General features: G+C 43.3%; 22 protein-coding genes. 16 read left to right on the top strand and 6 right to left on the bottom strand.

Translation table 11 applies throughout. The annotated features are described in order from the left end of the window. Positions 1–4: 4 nt before the first annotated feature. Complete coding sequence (locus tag ND16A_RS10385; protein WP_033077364.1) at positions 5–1,126, bottom strand: HpcH/HpaI aldolase/citrate lyase family protein; 1,122 nt, start codon at positions 1,124–1,126, stop codon at positions 5–7. A 424-nt stretch (positions 1,127–1,550) separates the two neighbouring features. Here ND16A_RS10385 and ND16A_RS10390 point away from each other — a divergent pair, with 424 nt between their 5' ends. From ND16A_RS10390 to ND16A_RS10400, 3 genes are all read left to right on the top strand, one after another. Continuing rightward, the gene (locus ND16A_RS10390; protein WP_033077363.1) at positions 1,551–2,540 is read left to right on the top strand and encodes an HpcH/HpaI aldolase/citrate lyase family protein; all 990 of its coding nucleotides are present in this window, start codon (positions 1,551–1,553) and stop codon (positions 2,538–2,540) included. 288 nt (positions 2,541–2,828) lie between these two features. After that, on the top strand, positions 2,829–3,251 hold the full coding sequence (locus tag ND16A_RS10395) for a hypothetical protein (protein WP_033077362.1): 423 nt from the start codon (positions 2,829–2,831) through the stop codon (positions 3,249–3,251). After that, entirely contained in the window at positions 3,248–3,442 is a 195-nt protein-coding gene (locus ND16A_RS10400) for a helix-turn-helix transcriptional regulator (RefSeq protein WP_033077361.1), read from the top strand. The genes ND16A_RS10395 and ND16A_RS10400 overlap by 4 nt, the downstream gene beginning before the upstream one ends. Positions 3,443–3,620: 178 nt before the next feature. Here the strand turns inward: ND16A_RS10400 and ND16A_RS21860 are convergent, their stop codons facing one another. Next, positions 3,621–8,756, bottom strand: a complete 5,136-nt coding sequence (locus ND16A_RS21860; RefSeq protein ID WP_033077360.1) for a S8 family serine peptidase — start codon at positions 8,754–8,756, stop codon at positions 3,621–3,623. Between the two features lie 371 nt (positions 8,757–9,127). Between ND16A_RS21860 and ND16A_RS10410 the strand changes: the two genes are divergently transcribed. The 6 genes from ND16A_RS10410 to ND16A_RS10435 all read left to right on the top strand — a co-directional run bounded on the left by ND16A_RS10410 (position 9,128) and on the right by ND16A_RS10435 (position 14,413). After that, complete coding sequence (locus ND16A_RS10410; RefSeq protein WP_033077359.1) at positions 9,128–9,976, top strand: MipA/OmpV family protein; 849 nt, start codon at positions 9,128–9,130, stop codon at positions 9,974–9,976. Between the two features lie 8 nt (positions 9,977–9,984). Next, positions 9,985–10,413: a DUF3019 domain-containing protein gene (locus ND16A_RS10415; RefSeq protein ID WP_152593850.1), complete on the top strand. Its 429-nt coding sequence runs from the start codon at positions 9,985–9,987 to the stop codon at positions 10,411–10,413. Between the two features lie 2 nt (positions 10,414–10,415). Next, complete coding sequence (locus tag ND16A_RS10420; RefSeq protein ID WP_033077357.1) at positions 10,416–11,102, top strand: response regulator transcription factor; 687 nt, start codon at positions 10,416–10,418, stop codon at positions 11,100–11,102. Between the two features lie 3 nt (positions 11,103–11,105). Next, complete coding sequence (locus ND16A_RS10425; protein WP_033077356.1) at positions 11,106–12,320, top strand: ATP-binding protein; 1,215 nt, start codon at positions 11,106–11,108, stop codon at positions 12,318–12,320. Between the two features lie 101 nt (positions 12,321–12,421). Further along, the gene (locus tag ND16A_RS10430) at positions 12,422–13,306 is read left to right on the top strand and encodes a radical SAM protein (protein ID WP_033077355.1); all 885 of its coding nucleotides are present in this window, start codon (positions 12,422–12,424) and stop codon (positions 13,304–13,306) included. 51 nt (positions 13,307–13,357) lie between these two features. Continuing rightward, positions 13,358–14,413, top strand: a complete 1,056-nt coding sequence (locus ND16A_RS10435) for a zinc-binding dehydrogenase (protein WP_160173501.1) — start codon at positions 13,358–13,360, stop codon at positions 14,411–14,413. Between the two features lie 39 nt (positions 14,414–14,452). Here the strand turns inward: ND16A_RS10435 and ND16A_RS0119110 are convergent, their stop codons facing one another. Beyond that, positions 14,453–14,758, bottom strand: a complete 306-nt coding sequence (locus ND16A_RS0119110; protein WP_052073030.1) for a DUF3630 family protein — start codon at positions 14,756–14,758, stop codon at positions 14,453–14,455. Between the two features lie 58 nt (positions 14,759–14,816). Next, positions 14,817–16,274: a protein adenylyltransferase SelO gene (locus tag ND16A_RS10440; protein ID WP_327144334.1), complete on the bottom strand. Its 1,458-nt coding sequence runs from the start codon at positions 16,272–16,274 to the stop codon at positions 14,817–14,819. A 209-nt stretch (positions 16,275–16,483) separates the two neighbouring features. Between ND16A_RS10440 and ND16A_RS10445 the strand changes: the two genes are divergently transcribed. From ND16A_RS10445 to ND16A_RS10455, 4 genes are all read left to right on the top strand, one after another. Then, on the top strand, positions 16,484–16,783 hold the full coding sequence (locus tag ND16A_RS10445; protein WP_033077354.1) for a c-type cytochrome: 300 nt from the start codon (positions 16,484–16,486) through the stop codon (positions 16,781–16,783). Between the two features lie 211 nt (positions 16,784–16,994). Continuing rightward, the gene (locus tag ND16A_RS20205; protein WP_052073029.1) at positions 16,995–17,558 is read left to right on the top strand and encodes a c-type cytochrome; all 564 of its coding nucleotides are present in this window, start codon (positions 16,995–16,997) and stop codon (positions 17,556–17,558) included. Then, on the top strand, positions 17,548–18,858 hold the full coding sequence (locus tag ND16A_RS10450) for a hypothetical protein (RefSeq protein WP_033077353.1): 1,311 nt from the start codon (positions 17,548–17,550) through the stop codon (positions 18,856–18,858). Before ND16A_RS20205 ends, ND16A_RS10450 begins: the two co-directional genes overlap by 11 nt. A 326-nt stretch (positions 18,859–19,184) precedes the next feature. Then, positions 19,185–19,955 carry a hypothetical protein gene (locus tag ND16A_RS10455; RefSeq protein WP_033077352.1) on the top strand — a complete coding sequence of 257 codons (771 nt, stop codon included), beginning with the start codon at positions 19,185–19,187 and terminating at the stop codon, positions 19,953–19,955. Positions 19,956–20,283: 328 nt separating this feature from the next. Here ND16A_RS10455 and fre read toward each other — a convergent pair whose 3' ends face one another. Further along, positions 20,284–20,979 (bottom strand): NAD(P)H-flavin reductase, encoded by a 696-nt coding sequence (gene fre, locus ND16A_RS10460; protein WP_033077351.1) that lies wholly within the window; start codon positions 20,977–20,979, stop codon positions 20,284–20,286. A 21-nt stretch (positions 20,980–21,000) separates the two neighbouring features. Beyond that, a complete protein-coding gene (gene ubiD / locus ND16A_RS10465; protein ID WP_033077350.1) occupies positions 21,001–22,491 on the bottom strand; it encodes a 4-hydroxy-3-polyprenylbenzoate decarboxylase in 1,491 nt (496 codons plus the stop codon). Positions 22,492–22,679: 188 nt separating this feature from the next. On the opposite strand from ubiD, the gene ND16A_RS10470 reads away from it, so the two are divergent. The 3 genes from ND16A_RS10470 (at position 22,680) to ND16A_RS10480 (ending at position 25,755) form a co-directional block, all read left to right on the top strand. After that, entirely contained in the window at positions 22,680–22,937 is a 258-nt protein-coding gene (locus ND16A_RS10470) for a hypothetical protein (protein ID WP_033077349.1), read from the top strand. 125 nt (positions 22,938–23,062) lie between these two features. Beyond that, the gene (locus ND16A_RS10475) at positions 23,063–24,478 is read left to right on the top strand and encodes an amidohydrolase (RefSeq protein WP_052073028.1); all 1,416 of its coding nucleotides are present in this window, start codon (positions 23,063–23,065) and stop codon (positions 24,476–24,478) included. Continuing rightward, on the top strand, positions 24,475–25,755 hold the full coding sequence (locus ND16A_RS10480) for an amidohydrolase family protein (protein ID WP_033077348.1): 1,281 nt from the start codon (positions 24,475–24,477) through the stop codon (positions 25,753–25,755). Before ND16A_RS10475 ends, ND16A_RS10480 begins: the two co-directional genes overlap by 4 nt. The last annotated feature ends 97 nt before the right edge of the window (positions 25,756–25,852 follow it).

The following is a 25,852-nucleotide window of genomic DNA, read 5'->3' as shown; positions in this document are numbered from 1 at the left end:
AGCTCTAAATGCGACCGTATGGCCAGTTTTCACGAATTACACTAATGGGTAATTTCTTCAATACCGCCACAGCAAATTGCTTGTCTTCTTCGGTTAACGACTTTAATGCATAGGCACGCAGTAAGGTTTGCAATGCTTTACCAAACATTGGCGGATCGAGCATCTCACCTTCAAACTTAATGGCGCCGCCTAATAAGGCATCGGCATCAATCGCCATTTGCAAAATTTTGACGTTGCGTTTAATCACCTTTGGCGATGGGGTAAACGCCATTTTACATAAATGAATATGATAAGGATGGATCAGCTGTTTACCGGTTAAGCCCATTTGCGTTTCTACCACGGCATGGCCATGAACCACATGTGATTCATGGTCGCCATGCAAGTCTAACCAACGACGAACGTCATCGGGTTCAATAAATTCATCGGGCATTGGCGTTTCGTTAATCAATACTTCAACGCCACCAATCACGCCTTTACCGGCAATACGAGCTTCTAATAACAAGGTTCGCAAGTAGGTAAGCAGTTCATCAATCCAGCCCTCTGGGGTTAAATGAATCGCCATTGCTTTGGAGAAATCGTGAATACCAAACACCACGTGTTTCACTGACGGAAACGCCATTAATTCGTCAGCAATTTTTAACGAACGCGGATGCTCAATAATGGGTTGGATCTCAATTTTAGGATTTACCGCCAGTAGCCAGGCGGACAAGTCCCTGATTTCTGCCGCGCCGTACATTTCGCCGGCTTTAGCCAACACGATAACGTCGATATGTGCCGCCACTTGCATGATTAACTCTAAATCTTTTTCGTATTCTTCGGTACGAAAAGGGTTGATACGCAGCGCTATTTGAAAGTCACGTTCAGGAAATTGTGGTAATTCCTTAAGTAACAGCTCACGACTCATTTCCTTTTGCCGACAACCATCTTCTAAATCGAACAGCAAGGTATGAGCCGGGCAATTGTGGGCGTGCTTGCGCATCCGCTCTGTTGCTTGCTCCATGTTTTCATATTCTTCGTTTTTAGGAGAGTATTTGACCGGCGGGTAATACAACTGGATGCCAGGCCAAAATCCACCTAGCACATCTTCTTCATTTACCTGCTCTAAGAACTCATTGTGATAGTTCATTTTACTCCCCCTTAAAGGTTGTCGATTGGTGAAAAAATTATTATTTGAATATCTTTTTGAATAAGTTTCTGGTCAAAAAAATGTAAACTTTCATCTATAATTACACGATTAGAGTAATTATTTCAAACAATAGTTTAAAAAAGTGTTTGAATTATTTTCTCCATAACGCTAGTGTAAGATACAACAAGTCGTTACCAGGTGATGTAACCTAAGGTACAGTCGCTTATTAACTAACTATGTAAGATAAATTTATAAACGCAAACCGAACAAGTGTATATAACCAATTAGTAGTAGGAAGCATTAACATCGCGGCCATAACTAGTTAATTAGTAGTAGTTAGCACTACAGGGTTTGACATCGAAACAGAATATATGTAATTAATTTACAACAGTAATCATTATCATTAATTTTTAAGGAGACACCCATGTCATCAACCGTTCATCCAAACGAAGCCCTATTTGATGCAGAGCAGCCATTTCCAGTCATCCCAAGTTGTGAACATTTTGCCGGCAGTGAAAAGTTGATCCTTAAAGCCATGCAAATGCAAAAAGAAACTGGCCCGGTGTTTGATATTACCTGTGATTGTGAAGATGGCGCCGCCGCAGGCTCTGAACAAGAGCATGCAGAAATGGTGGCTCGCATTATTGGTAGTGCGGATAATGAATTTAATATGATGGGGGTGCGTATTCACGATCCATCTCATCCGCATTGGCAAAAAGATTTAGATATTTTAATTCCTGCTTGTGGTGAAAAGCTGGCTTATATTACCTTGCCAAAGTGTACACAAGGCGCGCAAATTAAAGAAATGGTCACCTACATTCAGCGGCTTGCGAGTTTACATTCTATTGCCCGTGAAATTCCAATTCATGTGTTAATTGAAACCCATGGTGCGTTGCAAGATGTTTGGCAAATTGCCGCCACTGATTGGGTACAAGTACTTGATTTTGGCATGATGGATTTTGTTTCTGGCCATTACGGCGCCATTCCTGCGTCTTGCATGCGTAGCCCCGGGCAATTTGATCATGCGTTATTAAAACGCGCAAAAACCGAGATGGTGGCAGCGGCATTAGCCAATGGTGTGGTTCCTGCTCATAACGTGACCTTGGATTTGAAAGATGCTCAACAAACCACCGATGACGCAACGCGTGCTCGTAACGAGTTTGGTTTCATGCGCATGTGGAGTATTTATCCGACCCAAATTACCGCTATTGTCAATGCGATGAAGCCAAACTATGAAGAAGTGGCAGACGCAGAGGCAATTTTACTTGCCGCCCAAGAAAACAGCTGGGGACCAATTCAGCACAAAGGTGAATTGCATGACCGTGCCACTTACCGTTATTTCTGGGAGCTATTGCAACGCGCCCATGTAAGCGGTATTGCTGTGAGTGCCGAAGCTAAAGCGGCATTTTTCTAAACATCAACTTTAATCGTTCATCAAGATTGTGACGCAAAAATAAAGCCTTATTTCAATGTTGAAATAAGGCTTTTATCTTTCTGATGTTTTACCCAAACCAATTCATCTGCTTTTTCAGCGCTTGATCTACGCCTGTGTTTTATAAAAATCACCATTAAAGTCATTAATACTAATCTTTTTGTAAGGCTAGCTTGACTTTGTGTCAGGTGTTGATTACTCTTCAGTCAAGTAAGCTTTACATATTGACAAACATGCAAGACATGAGACGATAACCAAGAGAGGATATTTATGAACAAACACACGACAGATGACAAAGATTGGCAAACCACCACCGCTAAAAACACCGTTCACCTTTTTGGCTGGACATTGTCCTGGGTGCTGACCATTGCTTTGACTGCCTTTGGGCCAAAATATTTATGGGACTTTAATACGGCATTATCGATAGTCGCTGTTCTGCTTAATATTGGTGTCGGTATTGGCATGATCCTGGCCAATCGAAAACACCTGAAAGGCTTAGACGAAATGATGCAGCAAATTCAGCTCAATGCGATGGCACTGTCATTAGGAGTTGGCCTGGTATTTGGCATCAGCTATGAGCAATTAGAAGACATAAAATTGATCGCCTTTGAGCCGGAGATATCACATTTAATTATGTTAATGACGTTTGCCTATATGACTGGCATTATCTTGGGTCACAGGAAGTACAAATGAGGAATCGTTTAAAGGTGCTTCGAGCTGAGCGTGACTGGACGCAAGCACAGCTAGCCACAGCACTGGATGTATCCCGACAGACCATTAATGCCATCGAAAAAGGTAAGTTTGATCCCAGTTTACCATTAGCATTCAAAGCAGCGCGTTTATTTGAATTAGCCATTGAAGAGATTTTTCAGGATGAAGCATAAATACCAATCTGCATAAGTGCTGAGTTGACAATATATTAATAACTTATGGCTTCGGGCAGACTTGGTATTGCTACATGATAGGTCAATTCATCCGTGAATTAAAAAAGCCCACCGAAGTGGGCTTTGTTCATTATAGTTAAGTAATGATTAGATAATTGATGTGGTTAACATCTTAATCTTACTTGCTTAAAGATTTGCGGCGCAAACCAGCAATCAATAGCATCAGCATGGTTGCCATACCAAAGCTACCACCAGAAGATTTCTTCTCTGCTTCTGCTTCTGGTACTTCTTCAACTGGCACGGTAACAGGCGCATCATAAACATCAGTTACTGTTAACATAAAGCTTGTGCTTACCGCGTCTGATGGGTTTTCAACATCTGCAACGGTTACGGTAACTTCTGTTTGACCGTAAAAATCTAACACTGGTGTGATAGTGACAGTAGAACCGGCTTCATTACCGTCAACACTAAACTCAATGCCTTCACCGCTAGCGCTGATTTCATTCACTGAGTTTTTTTCATCGGCAAAGTACACTGCAAATGAAACCGCTTGCTCTTCTTCAGTTTCCATGTCGTTAAGTTCGCCAATCGATAAATTACTATTTACCGTTAAGGTATGGTTCATTTTAATATCGGCCATACCATCAACGGTTGACACGGCGGTGAACTCCAGGATTTGACCTGCTGCACTTTCCGGTACATCAACCCAGGCGGTGACTTCAAATTGTGATGATTCCGGACCGACGTAGTCGTAACAAACCACTAAATCATCGGCGATCATTTGGTCAAGATCATTGAAGGTGTATTCGGCGCCTTTGTACGCAGATAGTGGACCACGACTATAGACAGGACCGGTGAAACCTTGCACACCAATAGAACCACGGGCATCGGTACTGCCATAATCGAGATTATCATACGCCATATACATTTCGTACTGACCACGACCAAAAAGAGTGTCTTTGTTCATGATTAATTCAAAATCAAAGCTGTTATCACGCTTGCTCCAGCTATAGGTACGATCCGGGTTGCGTACCGGATCACCATAATCGGCAGCGTTGTCCCATTCGACTATGGTCCACTGGCCGGTACTTGCCAATGAAATACCTGAGTTATAACCAAGTTCGGTACTCATCACATCCCAGTTAGGTGCCTGACCTGCTTCATTAGCACCCCAACCACGCCATAACACGCCAATACCTTCATACGGGAATGATTCATATGGGAATGGACGGTAGTCGGGCCAGAAGTTAGGTTGACCCCATAAATCGATAAAACCGTTACCACGGATAGCAAACATTTTAGGATCGCTATTTAGCTTATCTTTATTATTAAACAAATGTACGCTGTCAGTAGCACCGTTAAACACTAAGCTTGCCGGTAGTTGGGTACCAAAACGATAATCCGGGTTGCCGATTTCGTCAAAGCCACCAAATAATGCCCTTATACCAAAACTACTTAAATCGACATAGCCACCAGGGTTGGCATTACCAAAGTTTGGTGTACGACACATTTCATCGGTTAAGTTGGTGGTAATGTTATAAGACGGCTTAATATCGGCAGTATTCGGCTGAGTACCGGTAATGGTTACTGTGTTGCCGTCAACGATGATTTCATCGACATTATCATTAGATGAAAATACATTATCAGGGTTAACCATCAAACCTTGTGGAAAGTTGGCGGTAATGGTGTAAGCACGATCGGCACCTGTGTTATTTGCTAATACTTCAAAGGTGTAAGGAACTTGAACGCCAGTTTTCGTTTGCTCTGCTGGCACATCAAGGCTGACATCATTCTTACCTCGAGCCAATTTAAATGGAATGTTACCTATGTTACCGGCGTTAACCGCTGAGGTACCAATATCCAGGGCGGTATAATAAATATCCCCTTCAGTCATTGGCATATCCCAGTTCAAGGTGAGATCAACCATTTGGTGACCATCACTCGCTGGCGCTTCTAACGTCATATTACTGGCAATTTGATCTGTGACTACGGCCGCGGCAAAAGTGAATGTTTCTGCTGCCTGATCAAATTCACCGCTTTTTTGTGAGTTATACAAAACTGCCCAATATTCACCCTCTTCCGGGTTGTTAATATTACAGAAGTTGTCGTAAAGTACGTGGCTTGACACACACAATAGCTCTTCAAATAAGTCGGCCTCGCCGTTACCGTTGTAATCTTTACCCACATAAATCAGAGCATTACCTAAAGCCAAAGTGCCTTGCGCTGGCGATTCGGTGGTACCATGCGATTCCACAATCAAGCGTTTCGCATTTTCAGGTACACTGATGTGTATGGTATGAGTGGCTTCATCTAAACGCTCACTCATGGGAACCGTTAAATCGGCACTGCTAGACCATGGAAAACTGCCGTCATCATCTTTTGTTAAGGTAACCGTTTCCACGTTCGCTTTAACCGGCTCATACACTCGAGAATAAGGCATTTCCACCATAGGCAGCATCACCTGATTAATCTGGTAGCTGGAATTGTCGCGATGGGCGGTAGCTTGTAAACGTGCTGGTAGTTCACCACGGTCGTACTTAAACACAACCGGCCAATGCGCTTGTGGGATATCACTTTCTTCGGCATTAAAGATCAAATTTGAATGTAACTCCACTTCCGAGTTACTGAACCAATCCTGAGTATCCATGATTGACGCTTTCACCACTATGGTTTGCGTCTCGCCGGCTTTCAGAGAGAATTCTTTTGGTGTAACTTCAATATTGACGCCGTTCTGGGCACTTTGATTTTTCATATCAAAATTCCAGTTGAGCACATCTGAGTTACTCACCGACCAGGTACCGTCACGGGTTGCTTTCACCGTACGGATCCATTGACACTCTGGCGCACAGCTAAAGTTTACCAGGTTTGGCATGTTCAATTTATGCGGAGTGCCACCATTGTATGGATCGGCCGCTTTAAAATTATCTGCCGACTCATCCATTACCAGACCCGCTTTTACCGCGTTGGCAACATTGATGCGACCGGTACCGGCGCGGTAAATTTCCGCTTTGCCTTCAAGGTCGGAATCATTATTTAAACGACGATATTTGACGATATTGTCAGCGGTCATTGAAAGTGCCGATTGTACTTCGGTAGCAGACCATTCAGGGTGAGCCTGACGAAGTAATGCCATTGCTCCGGCGACATGCGGAGATGCCATTGAAGTACCACTAATGGCAGCATAATCCTGACCATACGGGTTAGCGGTAAACGGCTGTTCATCTGAGTATGCCGCTAAAATATTTACCCCGGGTGCTGCCATTGCTGGCGCCAACACTTCAACATTAGAGAACGATGGGCCACGAGAAGAGAATTTTGCCAACCAGTCAGCATTGTCCTCATCAACTCGGCGTTCTATAACCGTTTCTTTAATGGTGATCATATGGCCTAATTCAGCATAGGAATCTATCCAGTCTTCCAAACCATCGGTATTATCCGGGTTGTTATAACCTAGGTACTTACCATTCCATTGATCGTAAGTGAAATGCACCGCAGGTAATTCATACTCAGTTGGTACAGTTCCTTGCGAGGCAATCTTGTTAAACATCACAAAGCCATCGGCGCCACCAGCTTTTACGTGGCTAACTTTTGCGGTACGCGCATTGGCAGCGGGATCTTGAGGATCATGACGTTGACACACGACGATAACGTTAGTGCTGCCATCACTGGCTCCTGGAATTGCTGTGCCATCTTTAAAGTTATCAAAGGTACCGGCAGGATACTCAGTGCTACAGTAACCGTTGTAATCCTTGTTGCCATCAATATCTTCATAATCTTTGGCCCAAACCACAACACCGGTTAATTCAGTGGTATTGATCGCGCCACCTGAGGTACCAACATCAGACCAGGCAGGAATTTCAGAGCCAAGATTTTCATCGATGAAACCGGCATATTCAACCATAGTTTCAACCGCAATCTCACGACCGTGAGTGGTGGCAGCCACTTGTGCAAGCCAGGGCGAGGAGTTATCCAGCATACCCATACACTCAGCACCACAAGCTTGTCCAGCGTTACCCGCGGCGGCAGCGACGTTAATGCCGGCTTCGCGAGCAGATAAAAACGCCTGTTGTACCGGGTCACCCCAAACGTTGGAGTCGGCACCACCAATAGAGAAGTTAATCACATCGACACCATCGGCGATGGCATCTTCAATACCGGCAACCAGCGCTTCGCCAGGACAACCTCTAAAACCATCATCGTTGTTGGCATTACACACCTGGTAAGCGATGATGTTGGCATGTGGCGCAACCCCTGAAATTTCAGGAAATAAACCTGCTTTTAATACCACACCATCTGCGTTTTCACCTGCTTCGGGTAATACATAGTCAACGTCATATAAGACATTGCCCGCGGCGGTTGAAGCAACGTGCGAGCCATGGCCCTGATAATCTTCGGCAATTGCCGGCCAACCTGGACGCATGGTTTCATAATTATCGGTGATTGACGAATATGAACGCATACCAATAAGCTTGTCGTTACAATTGACCAATTCCGCCAATTCTGCATCGGCACAATTACCAACGTATTGCTCTGCGCCCCAAGGGTTGGTGTGGTTATAACCATCACCACCAACATCGGCAAACGATGGATGATCTGAGTTAATACCGGTATCGATGATCGCCATAATTTGACCTTCACCTTTGTACTCCATACCATCGGTAGTCGCCGTACCTTGCCATATACCATCTGCGCCAATGTGCTTAGGGCCAGTATCTGATAATAACTCATAGGTTTTCGCGCGCACAACCGAAGCAACGTTACCTAAGGTAGATACCCGTTGTGCTTCGGCCTGAGTCATTTCAACCGAAAAACCGTTGATCGCTTTGGTGAAATGTTTACGTGCCTGTTTAGTGCCCACTAACGTCGACATTCCTTGCAACACTTGCTGTTGAGTCGTAAGCAATTGCTGTTGATATTGCGCAACTTCTCTTAGCATAGGTTGGCCTTTGCTAAATAATTTATTGCTGCCAGATTTTTTCATCGCCAGGGCAATGTTTGAGTCCGGCTGTTTCGCCAACGCCGAAACCGGGCTATCGTTTAGACGAACAATATAAACATGCTCGCCAAAGATGTCTTCTTCTTCGGTAAACTTGTGGTGTTGTTGATTGATTTGCACGTTAAGCCCGGCATTTTGTAGCATAGATGCATCGTTAACGTTTAACTGTTGTTGAAATTGTTTTATTTGTTCAGTAGTAACATTGGGTGCTGTAAGTTTATTATTTATTTCAGCATGTTCACCGACTAAAGCCGCCTGCGCCATACCAACACTATACAGTGCGGTAGCAACGGCAGTTACAAGCATTTTTATCTTCATGAGACCTTCCATAAAAGTTATATTTAATTGGAATTGTTGAATGTTAATTCAGCAATGACCTCAAATATAACCATACTCTTGACTAGAAAATCTTCAGTTTTACTGTAGCGTTTTGTACGTGGAATTTTGCTCTGGCAAGCGCTATATTTACTCTAATGGTATGGTATTAAAGACAATATTTATGTTAAATAAATGTTAATGACGGTTGCTCTGTGTCGTGCTTTTTTGTTGCCAGTGGCCTTTAAATACGGGCGTTGCGGTTAAAGTTTAACCGCTTTGAGTTTTGTAGCTTTTTGTACATTCGTATTAATCATTTGTGTAAGTTGTTAAACTCAGATGAACTGGTTTGCTATTTGGATTTCAATGTTTTCATGAAAATTTACCCGTTTTGGCTTTTTAGCCTTATCATTGCTTTTTCCGCGCCGCTAAGTGCTAACGATGACGCTGCTCGCGATGAAGTAGCGATTGAGCAATGGACATTTTCGATTTTTCTCGGCGAAGGTAAAATTGAAAATCCCATTGTTAATTTTAAAGATCTCGATGTTATTTTGTTTCCGTCAGTGAGTTATTATGGTGAGAAGTTTTTTCTCGAAGGCACGACCCTAGGCTATAGCTTGCTGGAAAATGACGAGATGATCGTTGATGTGGTCGGCTTACTTAACGATGATGGCATGTTTTATCATTTTGAAGATCAACAAGACTTAACCGTCAGCAGTGCTTTGGGCTTTAATCCGATACGTGGTCCGATTAAACCAGGGCAGGAATTTAAGCCAGTAAAACGCGATTTATCTTATTTAGGCGGAGTCAGTTTCACCGTGATTAATGATTACTTTGATACTCGTATTGGCTATTTTCAGGATGTTACCGGCGTACACCATGGCCATGAAATCCACTTTAGTATTGCCACCAGCTTCGCTAATCGCTGGTTTAACACTTTAGTTGAAGTCGGCCAGGTGATAAAAAGTCGTGAAATTGTTGAATACTATTACCGCTTTCAGCCGGAAGAATTATCCATACTCGAGGGGGTCGACGAATTAAAAACAGGCGGTAAAAGCCATAACTTTTACTACAAGGTACAAGTGGATGTGCCAATTACTGAATCATTTGCTGTTGTCGGCATCGCTAAATATACCAAGTTTGGTAACCATATTAAGCAAAGTTTACTGGTCGAGGATAGTAATTATTTGACCAGTTTCGTTGGCTTGAGATATCAGTTTTGACCCCCTATATGATTAAACAGCTACCAGCAAAGCAACATATGGGGAGCTTCCTCCTGTTGTGGTGTGTCTGTATTTTACCGGTTCAAGCCGAGCAAATCCGCTCAGAATTAACTGATCTACAACTAGTTTTACAGCCAAGAATTTGCGTGTTGGAAACAAAACAGGGCCGTTGCCGCCGCACCCTAAGTTTGCAATTACCGGCAAATATCAGCTCGCCATTTTGCGTATATACCCAAGACAAATTAGAAACCCGGCAATGCTATCAAGGCCATCAGGCCGCGGGTTTCTTTTTTGCGGTAAATACCAGTAAGAGTGTGATGATCATTGTTGAAGACCTGAATGAGCAGCAAATGATTGCCTGGGCTATGTTTAAAGTAGCGGCATATCAGCCAGTGAAAAAACGTAAGCGTCGGCGCTATAGTTGGAATATTTTATAATTATGAGCATTCTCTGTAAGTTATTGTTAATTGAAGACGATCTGCCGCTGGCATCATTAATTTGTCAATATCTACGGGCGAATCAATGCGATGTGGTACATGTTAGCAGTGGTGAGGAAGTCAATTTATTATTTAACTTAAATGAATTTGATATTGTCATTTGTGATGTGATGTTACCGGATATCAGTGGCTTTGAGTTATTTAAAACCCTGAATAAAGAAATTCATTGCCCGGTAATATTTTTTACCGCACTCGATGATGACAAAGACCAAATTTATGGTCTGGATTTAGGCGCGGTAGATTATATCGTCAAACCGGTAGACCCGGCAATTTTACTTGCCCGCATCAAGGTTCATATGCGCTTGCGCAACCAGGAGTCTTCATCAACATTACGATTAAACAAACTGGTACTCGACTCTCAGCAGAAGAAAATTTATTACCAGGGCGCAGCGCTGCCGATCACCGTACAAGAGTTTGATGTTTTATATCTGCTGGCGCAACACCATTTAGAAATTGTCCCCAGAGAAGTGTTGTTTAAAAGTATTATTGGCAGAGACTATGACGGCTTAGACCGGGCGGTAGACTTGATCATTAGCCGATTAAGAAAAAAACTGGAAGAATTGTCCATCGACTACCTGGTGATCCGCTCTATTCGCGGCAAAGGTTATTTGCTAAGTTGTGGTGAATAACGGATGATTTTTCAATTTGCCCGCTTGTATGTCTTAATTGTGTTATTGGCCTTTTTGATCATTTACTTGTTTGGTCAAATCTATAACAACCTGATGAAACCGCCGGAAAGCTACTCGTTAGATGTGCAGCAAATATTTGCCCATGTTGGCGAACCGAGTAATCCACAAATTCAGTTAAAGCAGGTTGCCAGAAATACTATTGCGATGCCTGCACGGCTAGAGTCAATGTTAGAGCAAGGTGAAGTCATTGAAATCGCCGATGAGCAAGGGTTTGTCTATTTTTATCAGTTACTTGGGCCAAAAACCCTGTACCAGATGGGACCGATATCTTTAGGTGATGATAATGGTCAAAATGATGACTTTTATTTTGTCATTTTGTTTTATTCGGCACTGGGGCTGTTAGTGTTGGGTTTTATTTGGCCGTTATTTAAAGATTTGGCCAAATTGCAGCAACAAGCGATTGCTTTTGGTGAACAACCCAATTCGATAGATAGTGAAATATCGCCATCGTCCAACATCTATCCACTGGCAAGAGCGTTTGAAAAAATGTCTCACCAGATTGTCAACACTATGCAAATGCATCAAGATTTGTCGCGTACCATAGCCCATGAGATTAGAACGCCGTTGGCAAGAATGAAGTTTCTTGCTGAAATTATCGCGCCGATGATCGAAAAAACACAACAGCAACGCTTATTGGCTGATATTGGCGAGATACAACAAATGATGGACGAATACCTGTCTTTTGAACGCCTGGAACATAAGCATTACTTAATGGCTAAAGAAAAGGTAAACGTTGAGCAATTCTTCAGCGAGATGTCGGCCAAGCTTGATTATTACCCAAGCAGGATACAAGTAAATTTACAATCAACAGTGAAGCAGGCGTATTTCAATGAACAGGCGATGAACCGAGCGCTGCAAAACTTAATCAATAACGCGCTGCGTTATGCCAATAACCGTGTTGATGTTTGTTTTAGCATAGTGAATAACATCTGTATTCTCGAAGTTTCCGATGATGGACCCGGTGTTGGCCAAGAAGCAAAAAAATTAATTCAACCCTTTGTCCGTAAAGAATCGCAGGGGGACTGCAAAACCGGTTATGGCCTTGGTTTATACATTGTCAGGAAAATACTTATCTGGCATCAAGGTGAACTTGAACTGGATAACAGCCCTTCATTAAAAGGGGCCAAAGTTACCTTGTCCTGGCCAAATATTCCTTAACAGCCAGGAATCATTTCAGCGCTCAATATCGTAAATGTCAGTGATATCATTTAAACTTGCAGCAAAGCTAATACCAAGTCGACTAAATAGTATTAACCGATATGTACCCATTAAATTATATAGAGCCGGTATTTCGGCCACCGAGTGAATGGCAAAGCCTGATTTTGCAAGTGACCAATGGTTGCTCGTGGAATAAGTGCACATTTTGCGATATGTACACCGCCGATAATAAAAAATTTAAACCGAAGAAACTCGATATCATTGAACAAGAATTAGCGGCCATTAAACAAGCCTCTTTACCGGTTCGGCGAATATTCTTAGCCGATGGCGATGCGATGATGTTGCCGTTCAATCGACTAAAAGATATTTTGCTACTCATTCGCCAATACTTTCCTGATGTCAGCCGTATCTCCAGTTATTGTTTGCCGCGCAATCTGGGTAATAAAACCGTAGAGCAACTCAGTGAATTAAAACAGTTAGGCTTAAGTTTACTGTATGTCGGTTGTGAAAGTGGTGATGATCAGGTGTTACAACTGATCGAAAAGGGCGAAACCTATCAAAGCTCGCTTATTGCTCTGGAGAAAATAAAACAAGCCGGAATGAAAAGTTCGGTGATGATTTTAAACGGTCTCGGCGGCCCTGAGTTATCTCAGCAGCACGCCATTAATTCGGCAAAATTAATGAACGTGGCGCAACCGGATTATCTATCAACCTTAGTGGTGTCATTTCCTTTAGGGGAAGAGCGCTTCGCTGAAAATTTCAATGGCAAATTCAGGCAACTTAAGCAACAAGAGTTGTTTATGGAAATGCATACCTTGTTAACTCATTTGCAATTAAACAAAACCATTTTTCGCTCAGATCATGCATCGAATTATTTAATACTCAAAGGCGTATTAGGTAAAGATAAACAGCAGTTATTAACGAAAGTAGAAATGGCGTTAAACAATGCCATTCCTTTGCGCCAGGAGTGGCAACGAGGCTTGTAGTCGCTTGCTTTTTTGCAACACTGAATTCTTATGCCGATTGGTATTAAAAACATGGAAAGACAGGACAGTAAGATGGTCACCCCAAACAGCAATATTGGCTTTAGTTTACACTTGATGGACGATCTTGATGCGCCATTCAGTGCGCGTATTCAGTTAACGGAAAAAAAACTACCGGCGTTAAAGCCTGGCGAAGTGTTGGTGAAAATGCTGGCTTCGCCAGTCAACCCTTCAGATTTGGTTTATTTAATGGGTAAATATGGTTTACCGCCAATAGATGGTGCCTATGCGGGGTTTGAAGGTTGTGGTCGGGTAATTGCAGCGAATGCCGGCTTATATGGCAAATGGCTAACCGGCAAACGTGTTGCGGTCTCTGCAGCTCCAGGACGTGATGGCGTGTGGGCAAAATATGCGATCAGCAAAGCCAGTTATTGTTTACCGGTTCGTAAAGAGATTAACGACCAACAAGCCGCGACTATCATCGTAAACCCTTGCACTTCGGTATGTTTAATCGAACGAGCAAAAACGCTGGGGGCAAAAGCGGTTGTGATTAATGCGGCAGCAAGCCAGGTGGGCAAAGGCGCTATTCGTTATGCCAACATGCTGGGCATGAAAACGATTGCGACGGTGCGCTCAGCCGCGAATGTTGAGGTATTAAAAAAACTGGGCGCCAATCAGGTGTTATTAACGACTGCTGACACCTTTAAAGAACAGTTAAAGCAGGCAAGTAAAGCCTTGCATGCGACGGTATTATTAGATGCCGTTGCCGATGTTGATACGCCCACTACGATGTCTTGCATGCCCAATGGCAGCACCGCTATCGTTTATGGCCGCTTAACCGAAACTCAACATCCAATGGGTGGTCAGTTTAGTGTTAGCGATGTGATATTCAGGAACCAAAAAATCGAAGGGTTCTGGCTGGCGACCCACATTGGCAAATCAACCCCGTGGCAGGTGCTGAGTTTGAGTCGAAAAGTGCAAAAACTCATGGCCCAGGGCATTTTCCACACGGATATTTATGGGCAATTTAATGCCGAACAATTTCCCCTGGCATTAGCGCATTATGCCGCCCACAAAAGTGATGGTAAGGTCATCTTGGCATTCGATTAAATATGCTATGTTTATCGCCTGCTGTTTTGCTGAACAAGGCTAATTGATGGCGTTGTTTAATTGTGTTGCAATGATTGCCAGTGCCGGGTTTTCTAATTGATCTTCGGCTTCAAGCCAACAAGAGTTGCTATAGCTTTCAAAGTGTAAAATTAGATATTCGCTTAAAAATTTAAAGCGATAATATTCTCTGTCGGCGCCAACAATGTGTTCGATAATTCTGTGTTCAGGCAAAAGGGAAAATACATTTGTGGCTAAGTCGCGAATGTCATCTTGGTGCCAGTTGAAATTAAAATTAATTAACACTAATGCGTCATCAGTTAATTGACACTTGCTTACGTTCGTCATGCAATATCCAGTGGTTGATTGCTCAGGTTTTGAGCTTAAGTTTTAACTATTCTTAGGGTTAAGTGCCACAAAATGTGTGGTAATTTTCATCGGCTTCGGCATCGGCTTGCTGGAAATACGCCATGCCATTTTGCGCATTATAAGGCGATCGCAAAAACCTTAAATAATGTTCAGCAGCATCGCTGTTACCACTTTCCTGGCATTTATCGAGCACTTCTTCTACATGATGGTTTCTTGGTATCAACAGTGGATTATGGTGTTGCATTAACTGTTTTGCTGCAGCAAAATCGATATTGGCAGCGCATAATTTAGCTTGCCAGCTATCATACCAACTACCTAACGTTGCCTTTAATTTATCGGCGATATCGGCTTGCTCAAAGCTATTGGTGAGCTGGGTGAAGGTTTGAGTATAATCGAGAGAGTTTTTGTGCATGATGATCAATAACTCCTTAAGATGCTCTATATCGGCATCATCAGGGTGAGCAAAACCTAATTTATTGGCAAGCATGGTATTAAACGCTTGCTCGTATTGGGTCGAAAAATTGATAATTAACGGCTCGACTCGTTTAACTGCACTGTCTTGAACACAATCGATAAGAGGCAATAACGCCTCAGCGAAACGCGCCATGTTCCATTGGGCAATTTTCGCTTGATTGCCGAATGCATATCGACCATTTCTGTCGATAGAACTAAATACGGTGGCAGGATCATATACCCCCATCATTGCACAAGGGCCAAAGTCGATGGTCTCTCCGCAAATGGCGGTATTATCAGTATTCATGACGCCATGAATAAAACCGACTCGCAGCCATTGCACGATCAATTGAATTTGTTTTTCAATAACGCGTTCAAGCAACTGTACAAAACGCTCAGTAGTGTCGTCTGTAATATCTGAGTAGTGGCGAGCAATGGTGTAATCGGCCAAAGAGAGTAAAGACTCAATGTCACCTCGAGCGGCAAAGTACTGGAATGTACCTACACGGATATGGCTGCTTGCGACCCGTGTTACTACTGCACCGGGCAACGCTACTTCACGGATAACATTTTCGCCGGTGGTTACCACAGCCAAACACCTCGATGTGGGTACGCCAAGCGCGTACATCGCTTCACTCATGATGTATTCACGAATGGCTGGGCCAAGAGCGCAGCGTCCATCGCCTTGTCTGGAGAAATGGGTTCGGCCCGACCCTTTGAGTTGAATATCGCGGCGAATGTTTTCATTATCAATAACTTCACCTAACAAATGGGCACGACCATCGCCGAGTTGCGGGTTAAAGTGACCAAATTGATGGCCAGCATAGGCAAGCGCGATAGGTTCGGCGCTGTCTGCTAATTCATTACCGGAAAACACCTGAGCAAGTTTGTGTTTATCTTGGCACTCGTCTGAACTTAGTTGCAGACTTGCCGCTAAGTCTTTGTTCCATAGTTGCAATTTTGGTTCTGCCACCGTTGCCGGTTCGATGCGCTGAAAAAAAGCATCGCCAAGTTTGATGTAAGTATTGGAATATTTCATCATGAAGGACTTAACTCTGAGTTTATGCTGTAATTATAATAAACTAAAATAGCTAGGAAAAATGCAAAGAAAGCTATTTTTAACGGTGTTTGCTGTAAGTTTAAGCGTTTTTTTTTGATCTAAAATAGTATTTTACTGAAAAAAGCACAGACAGTATTAACTTTTTTCCATATAATCAAATACTGTTTTTTAACATAATAAGAGTAGTCACTATGAAAAAATTAGCTCTAGCATTAGCAGCTACAGTAGTAATGACAGCGCCAGCAATGGCTGCTGACGTTGAAGCAGGTAAAGCAAAATCAGCAATGTGTGCCGCGTGTCACGGTGCAGCTGGTATTTCTGCGATTCCAATGTATCCAAATCTTGCTGGTCAAAAAGAAGCATACCTTGCCAAGCAACTTAAAGATTTTAAATCAGGAACGCGTAAAGACCCGGTAATGGGCAGTATGGCTATGCCATTAACTGACGCTGATATTGCTAACTTATCTGCGTATTACGCAAGCATTAAGTAAGTAATAATACAGACATTAAAAAAAGCGCATTTTAAATGCGCTTTTTTTGTTCATGGTGTCCCGTGCTGAAATAGGTTTACACTTTTAGGACTTATTTATGGACACTTCAATTATCAGGGAAGGGACCTATTCTGCTTTGTTCTTCGATGAACTATATGCAAACATAGCAAGAACTGTATAATCTTTGTATTGTGTCTTAAAAACTACTCCTATGTTTAAATATCAAATCATACTTTTCCTATTTATATTTTCGGCGACAAGTTTTGCCGAGAATGGCGTTGTACAATCGACAGAATCTGTGGCTTTTGATAGCGCCATTGAACTGGCCGAAGCTGAAATCAACTTCGATGAATCTGCTGCCTTGGCAAAACAACAGCAGCTGGATACACAATCTGTGGCTTTTGATAGCGCCATTGAACTGGCCGAAGATGAAATCAACTTCGATGAATCTGCTGCCTTGGCAAAACAACAGCAGCTGGATACACAAATTGAGTTTTGTGCGCCATGTCATGGTAAAAATGGTATATCTAATTTGCCTATTTATCCAAATCTTGCCGGTCAACATCAGCAATATTTGCTCAAACAGTTATTGGCTTTTAAATATCGACGCAGAAAAGATGCGGTGATGTCGCCGATGGTGAGTCGTTTAAATGAAGATGAGCTGGTTGAATTAGCAGCTTATTATGCCAGTCTTAGCAGTGGCATCAGTCATATTGAAATCAATGGAGAGTTTAATGCAAGTCCTGAAACGAACGAAAATTCGAATGAAAATTAATAATTGTATTGCCATAGCCTTAACCGCATTACTATTTTCCTGTGGCGACGAATCCCCGTCAAAATCCCCCGAACAAGCAATAACAGCAGAGGTTGCAATGAATCAACTGGCCGAACGTTATGTGAAATTAGCCTTATTGGTTGGAAAGCATCAAGATTTCTATATTGATGCTTATTACGGGCCAAGTGAATGGCAACAGCAAGCGGAAAAATTACCACTAACAACTTTACTGGTGCAAGCGGATGACTTATTAACCGATATAAATAAGGCGACTGCAACTGCCGGTGAGCAACTGCGCAAAGATATGTTAGTGGTGCAAACCCGCTCAGTGAAAGCCTTTATTGAGCAATTAAATGGCAAGCAGTTCAGCTTCGATCAAGAGTCGATGGCCTTATATGACGCCAAATCGCCCAATTTAACCGAAACTGATTTTGATAAAGCCTTGACCGAACTCGACAGCTTATTGCCTGGGCAGGGTGATTTAAATCCAAGGTTAGTCGATTTTAAAGCACAGTTTGTGGTGCCATTAGATAAGCTAAACGAAGTTTTTGTCGCCGCTATCGAAGAATCGCAACAGCGCACCAAAGCCAATATTAAATTACCCGAGAATGAATCGTTTACCATAGAATACGTTAACGATAAGCCCTGGAGCGGTTACAACTGGTATAAAGGCAACAGTTACAGTTTGATCCAGGTAAATACAGATTTCCCAATACAAATTGATCGTGCTATCGATTTAGCCAGTCATGAAGGATACCCCGGGCACCATGTGTTTAATTCATTAATGGAACAGCATTTGGTCAATGGCAAAGGTTGGGTTGAGTATTCCGTATATCCGTTATATTCGCCGCTTTCTTTGTTAGCCGAAGGCAGTGCAAATTACGGTATTCAGGTAGCGTTTAATCATCATGATCGTATCGCCTTTGAAAAGAACGTGTTATTTCCGTTAGCGGGCTTGGATGCCTCGAAAGTGGAAACCTATTACCAGGTAGAAGCGATTCTAGGTAAGTTAACTTACGCCGGTAATGTTGCGGCGAAACGCTATTTAGACGGTCAAATCGATAAGCAACAAGCGATAGATTTTTTGATGAAATACGCGCTCAGCAGTGAAGAGAAATCGGTACAACGTATCGGTTTTATTGAACGCTATCGGGCCTATGTAATTAACTATAATCTTGGTCAGGATTTGGTTAAAGATTATGTTGAATTTCGCAGTGGCGATGATGACAAAAAACGCTGGCAAGTCTTTGCCGATTTATTATCGAACCCCAAAAGCGCGTCAATGATGGTTGTTCGTTAGAAGAAAACGTTTATCAAAATTAAAAAATAGGAGCCTTATGGCTCCTTTTTATTTTTAGCTTCGAGCAACTTGTACTGGCATAGTAACTGGTTGGCGGGGTTTTAACCTCGCGCACTTTGATCAATTCATCTATCTTGTAACAATACCAATGCAGCCCGAAGCGATGAATATTTTCTACTTATCCTGCCGAACCTAGGATGGTGGGGTTTGTACAGGGAAAATAGCAATTACTGCAATTTCAACTAAGCTTAGCCTGAATCTTTTACCAATGTGCACAAATTCTTGCACAGAGGAAGATTCCCCAAATGGGATAAGGAACCAAAAATATGAAACAGTTTAAGATTCTCTTCAGTTTTGCAGTCTCACTATTACTCCCTTTTGCCGCAAGTGCAGAAGAAAAAAAAGCAACCGAAATGTATAGCTACGCCACCTATTTTCAATGTGATGTGGCGCAAGAGCAGGCGGTTGATGACTTGGTGAAATCTAAGTATGCCCCGGTTTACGACGCTGCCGTTAAAGACGGCGCAATTGCTGGTTGGGGCTGGCTTGCCCATCATACCGGCGGCAAATGGCGGCGAATTTTGTATCATTCTGCTCCGAGTGTGCAGGGCCTGTTTGATGCACAAGATAGCATGGGCAAAAAGCTTGATGCCGCATTAGGCAAAGCACCAGATGCAGTAGCCAAGGGTTGTAAAACCCATGATGACTATATCTGGCAGTTTGTTGCAGGCAGTAATTCCGTTAACGACAGTACGCCTAGAGGTAAAGCCAGCATGTCAGTTTATATGGTGTGTGACTTTAACAAGGAAGAACGGGCCGATGAAATTATCAAAACCAATTTCGCCCCGATTTACAACAGTTTTATTGGTAAAGGCAAGCTTACTTCCTGGGGCTGGTTATCGCATGTTGTTGGCGGTAAATACCGAAAACTGGCGACGATGTCGGCGGAAAGTTATGAAGATTTATTAAAAGCCCGAGCCGGGATTTTAAATGAGATATTTTATGACGACGGTGGCAGCAAAATCAGTGAGGAGTTCAGCAGTATTTGTGGCTCTCATCAAGACTATTTATGGGACATTAAAATCGAAAGCTCATAATCGCATAACTTGAAAAGAAAGTACTAGTGAGAAATAAGCAGTAAGTAAACAGTAAGGGAGCCTGCCGGCTCCCTTGCTGTTTAAAGGAAGTAGTTACTATACCAATTTGATTAAGTATGTGATCTACTTTTTCATGAGGAAAAACGGATAAATACAATGCATAAAATTTAGTAAGTAGTTATTCTACTTATAGATTTTATAAAGTAGTAGTTATTCGTTTGATCTCAAGCATCCATGCCTTCGGTTCTTCGAACTGCTTCGCCAAGAAAAATTGTTCCATACAATTTTTTAACCATTAAAAATGAGCAGATATTTAATCAACTTGGTATTAAATAAAGGCAAATGCATCGGCATACATATGTTCAGTTAAAGCGCCTTTTTCAATAAATTCATTCCGTAAAAAGCCGACCATATCAAAACGACCCGCCATATAAATGTCGTATGACTCAAGCCCCATCAAGTCGTGCAGTAATGGTTCGTGCACTCTACCCACTCGACCTTGCCAGGTGTCGTCTGCTGTTTCTACCACCGGGATAAATTTACCCTGGCTAAGCTTATCCACTAACGCTTGTGTTTGCTCTAAATGATAACAGGCACTCGGTTCACGTAAGCCCCAATAGACAAATACCGGTTGTTTGGCGTTACGGTTAACCAAGTCGGTAAGAATTGATTTGATGTAAGAAAAACCGGTACCGCCGGCAAGCAAAATAATTGGACGAGAGCTAGCCACTCTAAGCTGGGCATTGCCCCCTGGCATTTCAATGGTTACTGTGTCATTTGCTTTAATATGGTCAATCACTTGCATTGCCCAACTGTCAGCAGCAAATGCGCCAATTTGTAATTCGATTAATTCACAATTGGGACTGGAAGCGATGGAAAACGGGCGCTTGTCATCGTCGCTCATGACAAAATTTAAATATTGGCCGGCAGCAAATTCAACGCTTTGTTCAGGCTTTAACAGCACTTGAAAGACAGTGTCAGTTAACGGGGTAATGGTGTGCACTTGGCAACTAATGGTGTTCATCGTATCTCTTAAATTGTTCAATTAAGTGTTCTGGTTGTCGGTATTGTTAAAAATATCTAAGTCATCCCAAATATCATCAACTTGCTGTTTAATTTCATCGCTCATGGTCATTGGCACACCCCACTCGCGTGTGGTTTCGCCTGGCCATTTATTGGTAGCGTCCATACCCATTTTAGAACCTAAACCCGAAACTGGCGAGGCAAAATCCAGATAATCTATTGGCGTATTCTCCACCAGCGTGGTGTCACGCGCCGGATCCATGCGGGTCGTCATTGCCCAAATCACATCTTTCCAGTCACGGGCGTTGACATCATCATCGCAAACAATAACAAACTTGGTGTACATGAATTGTCGTAAAAACGACCAAACACCCATCATTACTCGTTTGGCATGTCCAGGGTATTGCTTCTTCATCGTGACAATTGCCACTCGATAAGAGCAACCTTCTGGCGGCAAGTAAAAATCGACAATTTCAGGAAATTGTTTTTGAATAATTGGCACAAAGACTTCGTTTAGGGCAACCCCTAAAATCGCCGGCTCATCGGGTGGACGGCCAGTATAGGTGCTGTGATAAATCGGGTCTTTGCGCATGGTGATGTGGGTTACGGTAAATACCGGGAACTCATCCACTTCATTGTAATAACCGGTGTGATCACCATAAGGTCCTTCCGGTGCCATTTCATCAGGCGCCAGATAGCCCTCAAGGATGATTTCCGCCGAAGCCGGTACTTCCAAGTCGTTGCTGATACTTTTGACCACTTCGGTTTTACTGCCACGCAGTAAACCGGCAAAAGCGTATTCAGATAACGTGTCAGGTACTGGAGTTACCGCCCCCAATATGGTTGCCGGATCGGCACCTAATGCCACCGACACTGGATAGTTTTCACCCGGGTGTTTTTTCTTGAACTCCTGAAAGTCCAAAGCGCCACCACGGTGCGATAACCAACGCATAATGACCTTGTTTTTACTCAGTAATTGCTGGCGGTAAATGCCTAAGTTTTGACGTTCTTTCTCCGGGCCTCGCGTTACCGTTAAGCCCCAGGTGATTAAGGGTGCCACATCACCTGGCCAACAGGTTTGAATAGGCAGTCGGGTCAAATCTACCTCATCACCGCTAAACACCACATCCTGGCATGGTGCTTTTTTCAGGCGCTTGGTTGGCATGTTTAATACTTGCTTAAACACCGGGAGTTTTTCAAACGCATCTTTGAAGCCCGTAGGTGGTTCCGGTTCTTTTAACATCGCCAATAACTTGCCCACATTCCGTAACGAACTGACATCCTCTTGTCCCATTGCCAGGGCAACTCGCTCAGCCGTACCAAACAGGTTGGTTAGCACCGGCATGTCATAACCAATGGGATTTTCAAATAACAACGCCGGACCTTCAGCACGTAGCGTACGATCGCTGATCTCGGTCATTGCTAAGTCGGTGGAAATCGGTTGTTTTATGCGTTTAAGCTGGCCCAGTTTTTCTAACTGGTCGAGAAAGTCACGCAGATCCTTATATTTCATATATGTTGGCTATCAATCGATGTAAGTAGTTGTTTGTCGGCATTATACCCGTAAGCGCAGGTAATTTGAATTTTTTCACAAAGCCACTTAGTATCTATAGTCATTAGCATTCAATAACTCTGAAACCTGCATCTTGAATGGTAACGGCTAAATACAGGTTTACTTTAATTGCGAGTAAGAGAATAACAATGAAAACAATGCTTAAAACCGTGTTTAATACAATATTGATCAGCCTGTTTAGTATTGCTAACTGCTTAGTTATGGCACAGGCAAAAGGTAACTGTGAGACGCCAGAGTACCAGCAATTTGATTTTTGGTTAGGTCAATGGCAGGTGACTAACCCAGTAAATAATCAGGTAAGACAGCTCTGGCAACAGAGTAATGATAAGGGCAAAACCTGGGCCACGTTATTTGATGGTACTTACGCAAAAGCAACTAACCAATAAATTACCCCAATAGCCCAGTTAAGCTATAGTTAGTTAACCATATTAATACGACAAGTTACCATGACATTAATCCCTCGGGCTGATAGCATGGCATCGACAGATCCAATAATAAGTGAAAATTAACGATGAAAAACCTAAATAAAGCCTTGTTCACCGGTTTTACTTTAGTTGCTGTTGCAACCTTAGCCGGTTGTGGTGGTGATAAAGCAAAAAAAGAGCAAGCGCCATTTGTTGAAATCAACCAAGACCCATTCCCTAGTACCTATAAAGCTTTGCCAAGTGTGCCGACGCTGATCAAGAACGTTAACGTTTACGACGGTATTGGTGGCTTAGTAGAAAACACTTCGGTGTTATTGAATCAAGGCAAAATATTAGCCATTGGCAGCAGCATAGAAGCTGCGGACAATGCCAAGATAGTTGATGGCCAGGGCAAGTGGTTAACGCCAGGCATTATCGATGTACACAGTCATTTAGGCGTTTATGCCACGCCGGATACTGGTTCGCATGCCGACGGTAACGAAATGACTAAACCCGTCACTCCTGGTGTTTGGGCTGAACATTCTATTTGGCCACAAGATCCGGGTTTTCGTCGTGCCTTAGCTGGCGGTGTTACCAGCTTGCAAATTCTTCCTGGTTCGGGCAATTTGATCGGTGGCCGTAGCGTTACCGTTAAAAATCTGCCAAACCGGGTTATTCAGGACATGAAATTTCCAGATGCACCCTATGGTATCAAGATGGCCTGTGGTGAAAATCCGAAACGTGTTTACGGCGAAAAAGGTGGGCCAATGACCCGCATGGGTAACGTCGCCGGATATCGTCAGGCCTGGGCTGATGCACAAGATTACCAACGTTCATGGGACAAATACAAAACCGATTACGATGCCGGTAAAGATGCAAAAGCGCCGAAGCGTGATTTGGCGAAAGAAACCTTAGCGGGCGTATTGAGCGGTGATATTTTAGTGCATATGCATTGTTACCGTGCCGATGACATGGGCACTATGATGGATGTGATGAAAGAATTTGATTACCAAATCGCCTCTTTCCAACATGGGGTCGAAGCCTATAAAATTGCCGATAAATTGGCGGAAAATAATGTCTGTGCAGCACTTTGGGCTGACTGGTGGGGCTTTAAAATGGAAGCTTACGATGGTATTCGCGAAAACATTCCTATGGTGCATCAAGCAAAAGCCTGTGCCATTGTCCATTCAGATAGTGACCAGGGGATCCAGCGGTTAAATCAAGAAGCGGCGAAAGCATTATCTGATGGCCAGCGTATCGGTATTGATATTTCAAAAGCAGAAGCTTGGCAGTGGCTAACCTCAAACGCCGCCAAATCATTAGGTATCTTTGAACAAACCGGATCAATTGAAGTGGGTAAAAATGCCGATGTTGTGTTGTGGTCGGCAGAGCCTTTCTCTACTTATTCACAAGCTGAACTGGTATTTATCGATGGCGGTTTAGCGTTTGACCGCAATAAACCCGAAACCTGGGCAATCAGTGACTATGAGTTAGGACAAGTGGCTGAAGGAGACCGCAAATGAGCAAATTAACCTTAACCGCATTCGCGGCAATGACCACATTAGCGTTTAGTAATGCAGCGCAGGCAGAAAAAATTGCCATCATTGGTGGCACCGTCCATACCATGACAGCACAAGGCTCTATTGAAGAGGCGACAGTGTTAATTGAAGATGGAAAAATTAGCAACATTATTCCACAAATCGTTTCTACCGATGAAAGTTATCGGGTTATTGATGCCAAAGGTAAAGTGGTAACGCCAGGTTTTATTGGTGCTTATACTTCGCTTGGTTTAGTGGAAGTGTCTGGCTGGGCCAACACTGTCGACTCGAGTGTCGCGGCATCTGCTTTGCATGCCGCATTAGATGCCACCGTTGCGGTAAACCCGGATACCACATTGCGCAACATCAGCCGAATTGAGGGGATCACCAGTGCCGCTACCGCGGTGACTTACACCGACACCATGTATAAAGGTCGAGGTGCGATTATTACTTTGGCTGATGATGTTGACCCGGTAATGAAACCGCGGGCGTTTATGACTATCGATGTGTCTAACCATGGTGCCGACGTTAATGGTGGCAGCCGTGCCGCCCTTTGGGTCGATTTGCGTAATGCGCTAAATGAAGCGATTTACGCACAAAAAATCACCTTTACCCCACAAACTGAGTGGCATGGCTCATTAAGTAAAGCCAATGTACAGGCGTTAATCCCGGTAGTGAAAGGTGAAATGCCGTTGTTAGTGCAAGTGCATCGTGCCAGCGATATCCGCCGGGTAATTAAAATAACCAATAACTTTAAACGGTTAAATATTACCTTAGTGGGCGCTGCGGAAGCATGGCGGGTAGCCGATGAAATTGCCGCTGCCGGCATGTCGGTGATTTTAAACCCGGAATCAAATTTGCCGTATTCATTTGAGCAAAATGGCGCAACTCTGGAAAATTCCGCCCGTTTACACGATGCCGGAGTCAATGTCGCGATTGGTATGGGTACTCATAATATTCGTTTAGCACCACAACATGCCGGTAATGCGGTAGCCAATGGTTTACCCTGGCAGGCAGGGCTAGCGTCGTTAACCACAGCGCCGGCAAAAATTTACGGCATCGATCAACAAGTGGGTAGTCTCAAAGCCGGGATGCAAGCAGACATCGTGGTCTGGTCAGGCGATCCACTCGAAGTGATGGAAGCGCCGACGAATGTGATCATTAACGGCGTCGAGGTGAAACTTGAGTCTCGTCAAACCAAGCTTCGTGACCGTTACTTAACCCTGGATAAAGCAAAGCCGCAACAATATACGCGCCCTTAATTTATCAAGGTCATTATCTAGTTGCAGTTCATGCAATTTGAATGACAACGACTAATAAAAAAGCCGGTACAGTGATGTACCGGCTTTTTTGTTATCG

The organism is Thalassotalea sp. ND16A, assembly GCF_000764205.1.
Classification (GTDB): Bacteria; Pseudomonadota; Gammaproteobacteria; order Enterobacterales; family Alteromonadaceae; genus Thalassotalea_A.
This window is presented reverse-complemented; position numbering and strand designations above follow the sequence as displayed.

Excerpts from the sequence above, each read along its gene's own strand:
- ND16A_RS10385 (WP_033077364.1), bottom strand. The coding sequence starts at position 1,126 with ATGAACTATCACAATGAGTTCTTAGAGCAGGTAAATGAAGAAGATGTG.
- ND16A_RS10390 (WP_033077363.1), top strand. The coding sequence starts at position 1,551 with ATGTCATCAACCGTTCATCCAAACGAAGCCCTATTTGATGCAGAGCAG.
- ND16A_RS10395 (WP_033077362.1), top strand. The coding sequence starts at position 2,829 with ATGAACAAACACACGACAGATGACAAAGATTGGCAAACCACCACCGCT.
- ND16A_RS10400 (WP_033077361.1), top strand. The coding sequence starts at position 3,248 with ATGAGGAATCGTTTAAAGGTGCTTCGAGCTGAGCGTGACTGGACGCAA.
- ND16A_RS21860 (WP_033077360.1), bottom strand. The coding sequence starts at position 8,756 with ATGAAGATAAAAATGCTTGTAACTGCCGTTGCTACCGCACTGTATAGT.
- ND16A_RS10410 (WP_033077359.1), top strand. The coding sequence starts at position 9,128 with ATGAAAATTTACCCGTTTTGGCTTTTTAGCCTTATCATTGCTTTTTCC.
- ND16A_RS10415 (WP_152593850.1), top strand. The coding sequence starts at position 9,985 with ATGATTAAACAGCTACCAGCAAAGCAACATATGGGGAGCTTCCTCCTG.
- ND16A_RS10420 (WP_033077357.1), top strand. The coding sequence starts at position 10,416 with ATGAGCATTCTCTGTAAGTTATTGTTAATTGAAGACGATCTGCCGCTG.
- ND16A_RS10425 (WP_033077356.1), top strand. The coding sequence starts at position 11,106 with ATGATTTTTCAATTTGCCCGCTTGTATGTCTTAATTGTGTTATTGGCC.
- ND16A_RS10430 (WP_033077355.1), top strand. The coding sequence starts at position 12,422 with ATGTACCCATTAAATTATATAGAGCCGGTATTTCGGCCACCGAGTGAA.
- ND16A_RS10435 (WP_160173501.1), top strand. The coding sequence starts at position 13,358 with ATGGAAAGACAGGACAGTAAGATGGTCACCCCAAACAGCAATATTGGC.
- ND16A_RS0119110 (WP_052073030.1), bottom strand. The coding sequence starts at position 14,758 with ATGACGAACGTAAGCAAGTGTCAATTAACTGATGACGCATTAGTGTTA.
- ND16A_RS10440 (WP_327144334.1), bottom strand. The coding sequence starts at position 16,274 with ATGATGAAATATTCCAATACTTACATCAAACTTGGCGATGCTTTTTTT.
- ND16A_RS10445 (WP_033077354.1), top strand. The coding sequence starts at position 16,484 with ATGAAAAAATTAGCTCTAGCATTAGCAGCTACAGTAGTAATGACAGCG.
- ND16A_RS20205 (WP_052073029.1), top strand. The coding sequence starts at position 16,995 with ATGTTTAAATATCAAATCATACTTTTCCTATTTATATTTTCGGCGACA.
- ND16A_RS10450 (WP_033077353.1), top strand. The coding sequence starts at position 17,548 with ATGAAAATTAATAATTGTATTGCCATAGCCTTAACCGCATTACTATTT.
- ND16A_RS10455 (WP_033077352.1), top strand. The coding sequence starts at position 19,185 with ATGAAACAGTTTAAGATTCTCTTCAGTTTTGCAGTCTCACTATTACTC.
- fre (WP_033077351.1), bottom strand. The coding sequence starts at position 20,979 with ATGAACACCATTAGTTGCCAAGTGCACACCATTACCCCGTTAACTGAC.
- ubiD (WP_033077350.1), bottom strand. The coding sequence starts at position 22,491 with ATGAAATATAAGGATCTGCGTGACTTTCTCGACCAGTTAGAAAAACTG.
- ND16A_RS10470 (WP_033077349.1), top strand. The coding sequence starts at position 22,680 with ATGAAAACAATGCTTAAAACCGTGTTTAATACAATATTGATCAGCCTG.
- ND16A_RS10475 (WP_052073028.1), top strand. The coding sequence starts at position 23,063 with ATGAAAAACCTAAATAAAGCCTTGTTCACCGGTTTTACTTTAGTTGCT.
- ND16A_RS10480 (WP_033077348.1), top strand. The coding sequence starts at position 24,475 with ATGAGCAAATTAACCTTAACCGCATTCGCGGCAATGACCACATTAGCG.